Source organism: Streptomyces sp. CNT360 (assembly GCF_000424785.1).
The window spans coordinates 260,785-274,065 of record NZ_AUKO01000012.1 but is presented as its reverse complement, the minus strand read 5'-3'; the positions used below and the strand labels follow the sequence as shown (position 1 = coordinate 274,065).

Here is a 13,281-nt window from a genome sequence, read left to right as displayed (position 1 = left end):
CCTCAGCCCTCGGTGAGTGCGGGGGCTGCCTGGTCGGAGTGCGCGGGGGACGCGACGAGCCGGGCCAGACGGCGGGCGATGACGGTGGGCGGGTCCTGGGCGCACATCTCGGCACGCACCTGAGTGGCGGCGACCCGCAGGGAGGTGTCGGTCAGCAGCCGGTCGATGTCCGCCCTGACGAGCCCCTGCTCGCCGGGGACGAACCCGCAACCCCGGTCCTGGACGGTCTTGGCATTGACCGGCCGGTCCGCGCCCTGCCCGAAGACGATCTGCGGAACACCGGCCGACAGCGCGGTCAGCGTGTTGCCGGCGCCGCCGTGGTGGATGAACCCGGAGGCGCGGCCCAGCAGCGGCCCCATCGGGATCCAGGAGACCAGCCGCACGTTCTCGGGCAGGGAGTCGATCTCACGCTGCCCGTGCTCCCCCAGGGACAGCACGAACTCGGCGTCCGACTCGTGCGCGGACTCGACCACCCACTTGATCAGGTCGATGCCGTCCACCATCGGCTTGAGCGTGCCCAGGCTGACGACGATGCGTGGGCGCCCGGTGTCCCGGCTCCACCAGTCCTCCAGCACGGTGCCCCCGTTGAAGGGCACGTACCGCATGGACCACAGGTCGGGCTCGTCGAGCACGCGCATGCTCGGCGGGGCGACGTCCACCCACCGCAGGTCGGCCGGGGGCCCGGCGACCCCGTGCCGGGCGTAGGCGTCCTCCATCGACCGGGTGACGCCCTCGATGTGCCAGCGCTGGTGCCCGAAGCCGACGGTCTGCATGACGACGGGCACGTCGTACTTGGCCGCGACCAACGGGCCCGCGACACCCAGCGGCGGGTAGACGATCAGGTCGGGGCGCCACTGCCCGGCGAAATCGACGAGGGCGTCGGCCATCTCGTCCCCGAAGAAGGAGAACCTGCCCATCTTGGTGCCGAGGTTGAGCCGCTTGCGCCGGCTCTCCCCCTGGCGGTACTCGGCTTCGGAGTCCAACTCCGGCGCGGCGTCGAACCCGACGAGTCCGGCCTCGGCGACGCGCCGGGTGAAGTCCCCGGCGCTGGCCACCACGACCTCGTGCCCCTCGGTCCGGAAGGCCTGCGCCAACGACAGGACGGGATAGAGCAATCCATACAGCGGCGGCCCGACGAAGAGCACACGCATGACGTCTCCCTGCTGGTTACTTAGGTTAGGCTTACCTACGTAGCTATCACAAGTCGTTCGGAGAGGGCGAGGCCGTCTTGAGCAACGCGACAACGTCCGCACAGATCGAAAGCCCGCTGCTGGCGCGGCTCCTGGAGGAACGCGGGGCCCGGGGCCAGGAGGCGGTGGAGGACTTCTGGCGGGCGCTGCCGACCAGGGGCGCCCCGCTGGTCGAACCGGTCCCCGGCGCCCCCGGGGAACGACTGGTGACGGTGGTGTGGCGGGAGGACAGGCCGGTCTCCGGCGTCTACGTACTGGCCAATCGCGTCACCGACAAGCACCGTGCGCGCCAGGGAATGATGCGCCGCCTGGAGGGCACCGACCTCTGGTACGTCAGCCTGCGGCTCCCCTTGGGGCTGCGGTGCACCTACCGCGTCCATCCGTTCGGCCCGGACGACCCCCATCTGACCGCGGACGGCCCCCGCAGCGGCTCCTCCCGCTCGCTGCCCGACGACCGGATGGACCCCTTCAACCGGCACGCCACCGGCCCCTTCGGGTCGATGATCGAACTGGACGGCGCACCCGGACTCCGCGAATGGCTCGCACCGCCGCACACCACCCCGGGCGGCCGCACCGACGCGTTCGACTTCACCGCCGGCGACGGCACCGTCCACCGCGTACGGCGCTTCGTCCCGGACCTCGCCGATCCGGCGACGGAGTTGGGCCTGCTCGTCGTCTTCGACGGCGAGCAGTGGTTCGACAGATACGGCATCACCCGCGCCGTGACCACGGCCCTCGCCGAGGGCACCGTCCCGCCCCTGGCGGTCGTCGGCATCGAGGCGGGCTCCGACCCCGCGCAGCGGATGCAGCAACTCGGCGCCAACACACGGTTCATCGACACACTCGTCGACGAACTGGTGCCCGCGATGACCGCGCAGCTCCCCCGCTGGGCCGGTCCCGGCCGCACCATCCTGTGCGGACAGAGCCTGGGCGGCCTCACCGCGCTGGCGACGGCGCTGCGCCGACCGGGTACCTTCGGTACGGTGCTCGCCCACTCGGCCTCCACGTGGTTCCGGCCCGGCATGACCGCGCGCCCCGAGACCACCGGGGCCGCCAGTGACACCTGGCTGCACGAGCAGGCAGCCGCGGCCCCGCCGAGCGACACCACCATCCGCATGGACGTCGGCAGCAACGAGGGAAGCATGGTCGACGACCTGCGCAAGCTGCACGGCCTCCTGACGGCCCGCGGGTTCGACGCCGCACTGCACGTCTACACGGGAGGCCACGACCACTCCTGCTGGGCCTCCGCCCTCATGAGCGGCCTCACCGCCACCGCCGCAGCGCCACACGCCGCGACCTCCCCACACTGACCGACCCGGGGGCCTCCCCTCCCGGGGAGCCTCCGCACACTGCCCGGATGCCACCGCGCGTTCCTGTGCGCGGTGGCATCCCGGGCGCCCGTGCACCGGTTCAGGTCAGCAGCCGGCCCGGGTGGGCCGCACGGCGTGCGACGGCGAGCAGCGAGTGGATCTGGGGGCCCAGGCGGTCGATATGGCTCACCGGCGTCCGGAAGGGCACCCGGGCGTCCCGGTGGGAGTGCGCGTACTCCAGACGGAGAACGATGCCGTAGCGGTCGATCCCGACCGGGAGCGCCCGCACGACCCCGGTGTCCGGACGAGGCCGCACGAGACGCAGGAAGAGCGAGACGAACTCGGGGTGGTCGTCGAGGAGATGGGTGAGCATGCTCGCCTCACCCGGCGCGACGGGATCGGGCTCGGCCACCTCCAGCTCCCGCAGCGTCACATACCTGCGCCCGCTGCCGTCCTCCAGCACGGCCTGCCCGAACTCCATGCAGACGCTCTCCTGGGACCTGGGGTCGTACGGGGCGGCCAGCAGTCCCGTCAGGGTCACCCGGGCACGCACCCGGTCACGGACGGGCGTGGGGGCAACATCCGTGAGTTCCAGCCGCACCGGCACCCGTCGGCCACCCGGCGGTTCCACACCCTCCCCCGGTGCGTGCAGGTGGAAGTGGCCGAGCACCTTCTCACCGTCGAGACGTCGTACTTCGGCGCGGGTACCGTCGCTCACCGCCGTCAGCGAATGGGCGGTGGCCAGGACGGAACGCACCCGCTCCGCGGCTGTCGGTGCGGTGGCACGGGCATGACGAAGACGCATGCGGACACTCCTGAACCCGAGGGCAACTACTTAGGTAAGCCTAACCTAAGCCAGCCGAGCGGGCAGTGGCGGGCACCGTCGGGGGCAGCGGGAGCCGGTGGATCACCCCCGGACACGCAAGCGCCGTCGCAGGTCTTCCCGTCCACGGCTCGGGAGTGCCAACGCTTCTCTTGCCGCTTCGGGGTCGTGCGGTTGACGTATTCGGTGAGGACGGCGAACGCCGACTCCGCTACTGACGGCGACGAAGTTGCCAGGTTGCGGTACAGGTGTCACGCGCCGCCCCAGCACGCGCAGTACGGCGGAGTCCGCACATCACGCGGCCTGGTCGTAGCCACCTCCGTCATCCGGCCACACGGTGTCGGTCGGCATTCCGTGACCACCTGCTGCGGTCTCCTGCCGAAAACGATCCTTCTCCAAGGTGCGCAGGGCCGCCCAGACGAGAAGGAGGAGGGCGGTGAGCGCCCACAGGCCGATCCACAGGGCGCGCCACCAGAGCAGGTCCGGATGGGCAACGGCCTGAGCTGTGTTGACGAGCATGGCGCCGCCCAGGCTCCAGCACAGCAGGCGGCCTGTGGTGTTGGTGACGGGGGTCAGGTGGTTGGTGCGAGGTGGCGGCAACGGTGTCTCCCTCGGCCTCTGGCTGAGTCCGTGACCGCCGGTCTGCTGTGGCGGCACCGAACGGCGGTGAACTCGACTTTCCGACTACGTCCGACTGCGGAAGGTTGTGCTTGCCGCATGACAACTTTTGTCAGCGGTCTCCGGTTGGGTGGACACGGTCCGGGACAGGGCTCCTCGCGGGCATTCGTACATGGACTCTTGTCCTGGCGTCAGGGGTGTGCCGGTAGGGCGAGATGTTGGCGTATTGGTATCGGTCTCACTTGTTTTCTTGCCGGTGAGCAAGAATTTCCGGATGGGGAGTGTGCACCCTATGGGTTTGTGCGGTGACGATGTGAAAGCGTGCAGCCGCTGCCGGTCAGGGTGACCGGCGGGTTCTTCCGAGGGGGGAAGATGCGCAACCGTGCTTCTGGCACGTCCACTTGGCGTGCCCGCTCACATTCCAGACGCACCGTCACTGCCGCGCTGGCCGTGCTGGCGGTCACGGCTACCGGTGCGGCCATGCTTCCGGCCGCCGCGCACGCCGCAGCCCCGGCGAAGGAGGCGCCGACTTCGGCGTGGGGCCAGGGCAGCCCGGATGCCGAGGTTCCGCCGGTGAAGGTGGGGGAGACCAAACCGGCCGCCAACAAGAAGGAGGCCGAGCCGTCTGCGGAGGTGGCGGCCTGGCGCCAGGCGCAGAAGGAACGCGCCGGTAGGCCGTCGGAGGCCACCGCGGGCACGAAGGCAGGAAAGACCGGGGCTGCCGCATCGGAGGTGGTGCCGGAGGGGCAGGGTGAGGTGCCCTGGCATGAGATATCCGATTTCCGGGTCACGGATGCGCTGGTGGCGCGGGTCAACTACTCGACCGGCAACCTGATGCTGGCTGCCACCGACTTCGACATCGCCGGTGTGGGGCAGCGGTTGCAGCTCTCTCGTACCTACAACTCGCTGGATGCCCCGTGGGGGAGGGTCTCCCAGCGCTGGTGGCAGGGGTATGAGCGCTACCTGCACCTGGCCGGTGATGAGGTCGTCCTCTACGACAAGACCGGGGAGAGCCTCCGTTTCGCCAAGGACGGCGACTCCTACACCACGCCCAAGGGCTACTCCAAGGACCTGAAGAAGAACGCGGACGGGACCTACACGCTCACCGACCGCACGTCGGGGGTGAAGGACACCTACAACGAGCACGGCAGCCTGACGAAGGTCACCGACAAGAACCACGGGGAGATCACCGTGGCCCAGCACGACGAGGGCGGTGAGAACAAGGGCTTCAAGCTCACCGACAAGCGCTCGGGGCGCTGGGTCGACCTGGTCAGGACCGATGCGTCGCAGTGGCAGGCCAGGGACCACACCGGCCGTACCGCCGTCTTCGACCTCAACTCGGCCGGGGATCTGGCCAAGACGACGGATACCGAGGGCAAGGCCACCGTCTTCGGCTACGACTCCTCCCGCCGTCTGACGAAGATCACCACTTCCGAGGGGCGGGTGACGGTCTTCACCTACGACGACCACAACCGCCTCACCTCCATGCTGCGCGCCACCGGCTTCAACGGCGACGGCCACACGGGTCCGACCTACCGCTACCGCTACAGCGCCGACGCCCCGGACAAAGCCGGCACCACCACCGTGCGTGATCCGCTCGGGAACGAGACGAAGTACGAGCACGATGCGGACGGTGAGGTCGCCAAGGTCACCGACCCGCTCGGCCACAGCCGTTCGCGTACCTATGACGCCAACCGCAATCTGGCCACCGCCACCGACGCCATGGGCACCGGCGGCGACCCCGGCAACGTGACCGCCTACGGGTGGGACGGGCGCAACAACCCGACCTCGGCCAAGCTGCCCACCGGCGCCACCAGCTCCCTGACCGGCTACCAGACCATCGCGGGCGCGGATCTGCCCGGCACGCTGAAGAGGCCCGACGGGGAGGAGACGAAGTTCTCCTACGACACCAAGGGCAACACCGCCTCCGTCGCCGTCTCCGGCGACGGAGGCGGCAAACGCACCACCGACTACAACGAGGCCGACCCGGCCTGCGGGGGCTTCGAGGGCCAGGTGTGCTCGGTCAAGGACGAGCGGGGCAAGGAGACGACGTTCTCCTACGACGGCCACGGCAACCTGACCAAGGCCACCCCGCCCTCCCCCCTGGGGCAGACCAGCTACACCTATGACGAGAAGGGCCGCCCCGCCACCGTTACCGACGGCCGCGGCACCAAGCTCACCTACGCCTATGACGAACGTGACCGCATCACCAAGGTCACGGGCCCCTCGAAGTCGGTGGCCTACCACTACGACGGCGACGGCAACCTGCGCCAGCGCGACGACAGCACCGGTGTGGTCAAGTACGCCTTCGACCCCCTCTCCCGCGAGACCGTCCGCACTCTCCAGGACGGCTCCCAGACGGTGCTGACCTATACCGCCGACGGCAACGTCGACACCTACGAAGATCCCGGCGGCACAACCCAGTACCGCTACGACGAAGCCAACCGCCTCACCGCCTTGACGGCCCCCGGCGGGAAGAAGACCACGTTCGGGTACGACAACAACGACAAGCGCACCTCCACCACCTACCCCGGCGGCACCCAGCAGACTGTCACGCTGGACGAGTCCAGCCGCCCGACGAAGATCAAAGCCACCAACGGCGACACGACCCTGGTCGATCTGGCCTACACCTACAGCTACACCTCGGGCGGTAAAACCGTCGACGGCACGAAGTTCCGCACCGTCACCGACGCGGTCAAAGATCTGAAGCGCAGCCACACCTACGACAGCGCCGGACGCTTCTCCTACGCGAAGGAAACCAAGGGCACGACCACCAACAACTCCTGGCAGTACTGCTACGACGGCGCCGGCAACCTCACCTCCCAAGGCATCACCGAAGGCTGCCCCCGCGGCACCACCTACAAGTACAACGACGCCTCCGAACTGATCCAGAAGAACGACGACACCACGGGCTGGTCCTACGACAAGGCCGGCAACGAAACCGCCGGCGCACCCACACTGGAGACCGCCCGCACCAAGAGCACCTGGTCGGAGTTCTCCCAGCTCACCTCAACCACAGTGAACGGCAAGACCTACGACGGCCAGTACGCCTCCACCGACAACAGTGAACGCGTCAAGGTCGGCGACACCTACTTCCACCACGGTCCACTCGGCCTCTCCGCCACCAGCACCAGCGGACAGGACACAGGCTTCGTCCGCGAAGCCGAGGGCACACTCAACTCCGTGACCAGGGACGGAAAGAGCTACTACTACCTCACCGACGCACTCGGCTCCACCGTGGCCATGGTCGACGAGTCGGGCAAGAAGACCGCCTCGTACTACTACAGCCCCCGCGGCGTCACCGAAGCCACCGAGGACAACGGCAAAGGCCAGCCCTACCGCTTCGCCGGCACCTACCAGGACCCCACGGCCATGTTCCACATGGGCGCCCGCTACTACGACCCACGCATCGGCCGCTTCACCCAACCCGACCCCAGCGGCCAGGAAAAGAACCCCTACCTCTACGCCGAAGGCGACCCCGTCAACCGGATCGACCCGACAGGCCTTGCCTCGTGCAGTGAGAACGTGGTGATGGGCATCTTTTCGGCAGGTGGCGCAGCGGCTTCCACGATCGGCCTTTTCACAACTCCTCTCACCGGAGGGGCTTCCACATGGGCTGCTGTGGTGGGGTTTGAGACCTCAATTCCATCTCTGGTATACAGTGCTGGAGGAATCGTGAATGAGTGCTTCTAGAGAAGAGCAAAAGGGTTTGGCCTGGGCAATGTTGGGGTCCCTTCTTACTGCTGTCGGAATGCTTAGCTGGGCCATCCCTGGAGTTTCCGGTAGCGGCGAGTTCGGAACCTCGCGTGTTCTCGTCCCCCTGACGCTTGGCTCGATTAGCACCCTAGTATTTGTCATGCAGCTTTCGCTGTACGCCAGGAATCGACGCAGAAAGTAACAGTCCGACTTTCGGGGTCCAGATTCGAGTTACTCTGGGCCCCGAGAGCACATGCATGACGGGCACATATGCGGGGCCGGATCAGCTATGCGTCAGCGAGAGTGCGCTCCTACGGATCCCGCATCAGCCGCTTCACCCAACTCGGTCCCAGCGCTACTACGACCCGCGCATCGGCGGGAGGTGCTTCGTGCACCGCGGGCATCTTTGTTGCAGAGAACTGCGACGAAGCCCCCGTCGGGTAGCCGCGAAAGCCATTCCGGCATCTTTGAGATCACTGACTGCTGTCGGTTCCGAAGTGCGGCGCCGACAGCAGTCAGTGCGACAGATGCATGAGGAAAGAAAGGAAAATCCAGATTAACCATCGTGAGCGCGCTTTCATCATATTCAATATCGTTCTCCTGGTTATTGGTTTCGCTGCAATCTTCGAGGGTGCCCTGGAGGGCGGAACCCAAAAAGTTCTCTATATTGGCCTGGGTGTCGTTATCTTGGGCCTCTCGGGCTACATGGTGTATAAATACGTTAAGCGTGATTTCAGAAGTCACCTCTGAGGTGATACCCAAGGGATTTCCTGTGCATGATCCCTGTCATCCCGGGTTACCTGCTCGTTTCCTACCAGGAGCCCACAGCTATCTACCACATGCGCGCCCGCTACTACGACCCATGCATCAGCCGCTTCACCCAACTCGGTCCCAGCGGCCAGGAAAAGAACCCCTACCCCCATGCCGAAGGAGACCCCATCAACCACATCGCCGCCACCGGGCTGTTCGGGCCCGATGTCATCTCGGATGTGCTGAGTGAAGGCATTAAGATCTTTGCGGTTGCCAGCGGGCGCGAAAGCGGAGTCACCGCGGTAACCCACAATGTAATTACCACCGCAGTCACAACTCTTGATGGTCAGACAGGGAGTGCCGCGGCGGTCGGAGTAAGTTGCGCGGTGGGAGGGGAACCATCGGATACAGCGGTGGTGAGGTAATAGCCAACTGACGCGAGACAACCCGGATTTGTGACAGGCTAACCAATCCAGCAGATTCATCAGTGAATTGCAAAACCGTGCTGCGGCGCCGGTATTCACTCCGACGCCGCAACCGCGCCATGTTCCGCCGTATTGGATCCGATCAAGAATCGAGAGACATACTTGAAAATGAAGACGAAGTGGCAGCTCTCCTCGTAACTACAGCACCATTTGCGATTGCTTCCGACGCCCGTGGGGAGGGAATCAACTTGCCGAGAAAAATCAACGGAAGCATCGGGCTGGCCGGCGTGACGATCCACAGAGTGAGGTTGGCGCATCACGAGCGCTAGCCACGAGACATCACAGCGACCCGCGAAGCGATCACTGCGCATCACGGGCCACTGCCACCGCGCCCCTTGCCGACACCCGCTTGGCCTTCGCACGATACGAGCTCGGCCACCCTGTGCCTTCTGCCAGCGCGCAGACCACTGGGGCCACTCCGCCCGCTGGGCACGAGGCCCTTCTCGCCGGCCGTTGCAAGAGCTTGAAGCAAGATCGTTGGCGCGTTGGCCGCGCAGTCGGGCAGGAGCAGGGGCTCCAGACCGCGAGATCGCAGATCGGAGGAGAAAGGTGGTGTCCGAGGGGGGACTCGAACCCCCACGCCCGATAAAGGGCACTAGCACCTCAAGCTAGCGCGTCTACCATTCCGCCACCCGGACCGGGTCGTGCCACGTCAGCTCGGCTGTCGTGGCGACGCCCGTAACGATACCAAGGGTTGAGGGTGCTTCTCACCAGGGTTTCCTGGCGAATAGTGCCGGTATGCACCATTCGCCAGGATCCGGTGCCGCGGAGTTACCGCCTGCCGCGCAGGTACGCGGCGGAGCGGCGGGCCGAGGTGAGGGAGCCGGCGGGGTTGGCGGCCGGGTCGACGGCGTCGTCGCGTTCCATCAGCCAGTGGTGGTCGGCGCGTCCGTGGCCGTGGTGCCGGCGCAGCACGGTGGCGACGAAGCGCTCGTAGTCGAGGTCGCCGTCGCCGACATCGACCATGCGGTAGCCGTCCTCGTTCGCCTCGTCGTGTTCGCCGTCCTTGACGTGGAAGAGCGGGTAGCGGTGCGGGGCGGCGAGCACGTAGTCGATCGGCTCGAAGGGGGCCGGGGTGCCGTCGGGGCGGGTGCTGAAGCGGTACTGGCCGGCGTAGGCCCAGTAGATGTCCATCTCCAGGAAGACCAGCTCGGGGTCGGTCTCGGCGAGGAGGACGTCGTAGAGCCGCACGTCCGGCCGGTCCTCGGCGAAGCCGAACTCCGTCTGGTGGTTGTGCTGGTAGAACTTCAGGCCGCGTTCGCGGGCCGCCGCCCCGTAGGTGTTGAAGTCCTCGGCGGCCCGCTTCCAGCCGTCCACGGTGCGGCCGTAGCGGTCGGGGCTGGCGGCCGTCCCGACGTGCGGGAGGCCCAGCGCGGCGGCGTCGTCGACGACCTTCTCCAGTTGGGTGGCGAAGGTGTAGTCGTCGGGGTTGTCCGAGTAGTAGCCGACGTGGCTGCCGATGCCGCGCAGCCCGTGCTCCCGCATCAGGCGCCGCAGCTGCCGCAGTGTGAGGTCGCCGGTGCCCTGCGTGTAGCCGGCGAATTCGACGGAGTCGTAGCCGTAGCGCTCCAGTTCGCGGAAGACCGTGGCGAAGCCGAGCTTCTCGATCTGGTCGCGGACGGTGTAGAGCTGGATGCCGAGCTTGCCGCGCGGGACGATCGGGTGGTGTCCGTGCCGGGTGGCCGTGGCGGGGGCGGACTCGGCGGCCGCAGCTTGCGGGGTGGTGAGCAGCGCGGCGGCCGTGGCGCCCGCGGCGACGCCGAGGAAGCCGCGGCGGCGCAGCGTGCGGTCCAGTTCGGGGTGGCCGGGGCCGGAGAGGTGGGCGGATCTGTGCGTCATGAGGCATCTCCCAATGCGAGGTCGAGCAGCAGGCGTTTGACGTCGGTGGCGGGGAAGGGGTCGTCCTGCGCCTCCGCTCCGAGCGCGCCGGGGCGGGAGCAGAGGAGGAGGGGGCCGTCCTCGGTGCGGTCCGGCAGCCGGCCGTGGCTGCCGCGGATCGGGGACGGGTCGAGGGGCACGACGGCCATGCGGTACCGCATGCCGGCCTTCTTGCGGGCCAGCGCGGCGGCGGCGCGCAGCTTGACGTACGGGTCGTGCGGGTCCATGAACAGCTCGACGGGGTCGTAGCCGGGCTTGCGGTGGATCTCCACGAGTCGGGCGAAGTCGGGCGCCCGGCGGTCGTCGAGCCAGTAGTAGTAGGTGAACCAGGCGTCGGGCTCCGCGACGGCGACCAGTTCGCCGGAGCGCGGGTGGTCGAGCCCGGCCTCCTTCTTGCCCGTCTCATCAAGCAGGACGTCCAGGCCCGGTACCCCGGTCAGCGCCTCGCGAGTGGCGGGCAGGTCGGCGGGGTCGCGGACGTAGACGTGGGCGAGCTGGTGGTCGGCGACGGCGAACGCGCGGGACGTCCACGGGTCGAGGTACTCCATGCCGTCCTGGGTGTGGACCTCCAGCAGCCCGGCCCGCCGCAGTACGCGGTTGATGTCCACGTGCCGGCGTACCCGGGTGATGCCGTACTCGGAGAGGGCGACGACGGTGCGGCCCTCGGCACGGGCGTCGGCCAGCAGCGGGGCGAGGGCGGCGTCCACGTCGGCGGCGGCGCGGTGGGAGCGGGGGTCGTCGGGGCCGTGGCGCTGCAGGTCGTAGTCGAGGTGGGGGATGTAGGCCAGGGCCAGATCGGGGTGTCGGGTGCGCAGGAGGTGCCGGGTGGCACCGATGATCCACTCCGAGGAGGTGAGGTCGGCGCCGGGGCCCCAGAAGGTGAACAGCGGGAAGTCGCCCAGTTCCGCCACCAGTTCGTCGTGCAGGTCCACGGGGCGGGTGTAGCAGTCGGGCTCCTTGCGGCCGTCGGCGTAGTAGACGGGCCGCGGGGTGACGGTCCAGTCGACGTCGGCTCCCATCGCGTACCACCAGCAGATGTTGGCCACCGTGTACCCGGGTCGCCGGGCGCGTGCCGCGTGCCACAGCTTCTCCCCGCCGACCAGGGCGTTGTGCTGCCGCCACAGCAGCACGTCGCCGAGTTCCCGGAAGTACCAGCCGTTGCCGACGATGCCGTGCCCGGCGGGGAGTTCGCCGGTCAGGAACGTGGACTGGGCGGCGCAGGTGACCGCGGGCAGCACGGTGCGCAGCGGTCGGCAGGAGCCCTCCTGGGCCAGCGAGCGCAGGTGGGGCATGTGGGCCAGCAGCGCGGGGGTGAGGCCGACCACATCGAGGACGAGAAGCGGGGTGCTCATGGCAGCTCCGTGAGACCGAGGTCGAGGAGGAGGTCGCGGGCCGTGGCCAGTTCGGCGGCCAGCCCGTCCGCGAGCCGGCCCCGGGTGGTGGGCCGCAGCCCCGGCGGGAGGGCCTGCCAGGTGTAGGTCTCCACCTCCAGGTGCCGGGTCAGCGGGGTGGGGCCGCCGACGAGGTGGGCGAGCGATTCGCGGAGTACGTCGGTGGTGGCCCGCAGCGGCTCGGCGAGCGGGGCGTGCAGCGGCACGTGGAAGTGGGAGCGCCAGGGGCCGTGGGCGGGCAGGGCACCGGGGGCCAGGGCGCGGTCGAGGTCGTCGGTGGCGCGCAGCGCGCCCGCGGGGGTCAGCGCCCGCGTCTGGTGCAGGAACCGGGGCTCGGCGAACTCGGCGAGGGCCGCGCGGACCTCGGGCCGCTCGGGGTGTTCGGCGTGCAGGGCGGCGGAGAGCTGGGCCTTGACGACGGGCAGCCCCGCCTCCTGCAGCGCCGCCAGCGCCTTGGCCGGGTCCTCGAAGGCGGTCGCCAGGTGGCAGGTGTCCACGCAGACCCCGATCCGGTCGGCGGGCGGGCCGTCCTGACCGGTCAGCGCGGCGACGGCGTCGGCGCTGGTCTCCACGGTGCAGCCGGGTTCTGGTTCCAGTCCGACGCGGACGGAGCGGCCGGTCAGCTCCTCCAGTGCGTCCAGCCGTGCGGCGAGGGTGTGCAGCCGGGTGAGTGCCCGGCGCCGGGCCTCGGCGTCGAAGCCGGTGCGCCAGGCGAGCGGCAGGGTGGAGATGCTGCCCTCGTGCACGTCGCCGGGGAGGAGGGCGGCCAGCAGGCGGGCGAGGTCGGTGGTGTGGTCCAGGCGGGCGTCCTCGGTCCAGTCGGGGCGGTAGACGCGGTACTTGACGCGTTCGTCGCCGAAGCCCTGGTAGGGGAACCCGTTGAGGGTGACGACCTCCAGGCCGGCGTGCTCCAGGCCGGAGCGCAGCCGCCGCACGGCGGCCGGGTCGTCGGTGAGGGTGCGGGCGGCGTCGCGGGCCAGCCACAGGCCGATGCCGAGCCGGTCGCGGTGCAGCCGGCGCCGTACCGGTTCGGCGTACTCGGTCAGCTGGGCCAGTACGCCGTCGAGCTGCTCGGCCGCGTGCACGTTGGTGCAGTAGGCGAGGTGGACGGTGGAGCCGTCGGGGTGCCGGAATCGCATG

10 protein-coding genes and 1 tRNA gene are annotated in these 13,281 nt (G+C 68.7%); 3 read left to right on the top strand and 8 right to left on the bottom strand.

From position 1 onward, the window contains the following. Positions 1 to 2: 2 nt before the first annotated feature. The gene (locus H297_RS36295) at positions 3 to 1,151 is read right to left on the bottom strand and encodes a glycosyltransferase (RefSeq protein ID WP_051351817.1); all 1,149 of its coding nucleotides are present in this window, start codon (positions 1,149 to 1,151) and stop codon (positions 3 to 5) included. A gap of 77 nt (positions 1,152 to 1,228) precedes the next feature. Between H297_RS36295 and H297_RS0114215 the strand changes: the two genes are divergently transcribed. Next, complete coding sequence (locus H297_RS0114215) at positions 1,229 to 2,500, top strand: alpha/beta hydrolase-fold protein (protein ID WP_027737608.1); 1,272 nt, start codon at positions 1,229 to 1,231, stop codon at positions 2,498 to 2,500. Between the two features lie 100 nt (positions 2,501 to 2,600). Here the strand turns inward: H297_RS0114215 and H297_RS0114210 are convergent, their stop codons facing one another. Next, positions 2,601 to 3,305, bottom strand: a complete 705-nt coding sequence (locus H297_RS0114210) for a DUF2470 domain-containing protein (RefSeq protein WP_027737607.1) — start codon at positions 3,303 to 3,305, stop codon at positions 2,601 to 2,603. 312 nt (positions 3,306 to 3,617) lie between these two features. Next, positions 3,618 to 3,923: a hypothetical protein gene (locus H297_RS36290; protein WP_051351816.1), complete on the bottom strand. Its 306-nt coding sequence runs from the start codon at positions 3,921 to 3,923 to the stop codon at positions 3,618 to 3,620. 498 nt (positions 3,924 to 4,421) lie between these two features. Between H297_RS36290 and H297_RS0114200 the strand changes: the two genes are divergently transcribed. Next, positions 4,422 to 7,634: an RHS repeat-associated core domain-containing protein gene (locus tag H297_RS0114200; protein ID WP_078514047.1), complete on the top strand. Its 3,213-nt coding sequence runs from the start codon at positions 4,422 to 4,424 to the stop codon at positions 7,632 to 7,634. A 297-nt stretch (positions 7,635 to 7,931) separates the two neighbouring features. Here the strand turns inward: H297_RS0114200 and H297_RS43225 are convergent, their stop codons facing one another. Then, positions 7,932 to 8,381: a hypothetical protein gene (locus tag H297_RS43225; protein ID WP_158693676.1), complete on the bottom strand. Its 450-nt coding sequence runs from the start codon at positions 8,379 to 8,381 to the stop codon at positions 7,932 to 7,934. Positions 8,382 to 8,413: 32 nt separating this feature from the next. Here H297_RS43225 and H297_RS41565 point away from each other — a divergent pair, with 32 nt between their 5' ends. Then, positions 8,414 to 8,812, top strand: a complete 399-nt coding sequence (locus tag H297_RS41565) for an RHS repeat-associated core domain-containing protein (RefSeq protein ID WP_078514045.1) — start codon at positions 8,414 to 8,416, stop codon at positions 8,810 to 8,812. A gap of 610 nt (positions 8,813 to 9,422) precedes the next feature. Here H297_RS41565 and H297_RS0114195 read toward each other — a convergent pair. The 4 genes from H297_RS0114195 to eboE all read right to left on the bottom strand — a co-directional run bounded on the left by H297_RS0114195 (position 9,423) and on the right by eboE (position 13,280). Then, a tRNA-Leu gene (locus H297_RS0114195) sits at positions 9,423 to 9,510 on the bottom strand. 133 nt (positions 9,511 to 9,643) lie between these two features. Next, the gene (locus H297_RS0114190) at positions 9,644 to 10,711 is read right to left on the bottom strand and encodes a sugar phosphate isomerase/epimerase family protein (RefSeq protein WP_027737605.1); all 1,068 of its coding nucleotides are present in this window, start codon (positions 10,709 to 10,711) and stop codon (positions 9,644 to 9,646) included. Further along, complete coding sequence (locus H297_RS0114185; RefSeq protein ID WP_027737604.1) at positions 10,708 to 12,102, bottom strand: alkaline phosphatase family protein; 1,395 nt, start codon at positions 12,100 to 12,102, stop codon at positions 10,708 to 10,710. The genes H297_RS0114190 and H297_RS0114185 overlap by 4 nt, the downstream gene beginning before the upstream one ends. After that, positions 12,099 to 13,280 (bottom strand): metabolite traffic protein EboE, encoded by a 1,182-nt coding sequence (eboE, locus tag H297_RS0114180; RefSeq protein ID WP_027737603.1) that lies wholly within the window; start codon positions 13,278 to 13,280, stop codon positions 12,099 to 12,101. The genes H297_RS0114185 and eboE overlap by 4 nt, the downstream gene beginning before the upstream one ends. Position 13,281: the final 1 nt, after the last annotated feature.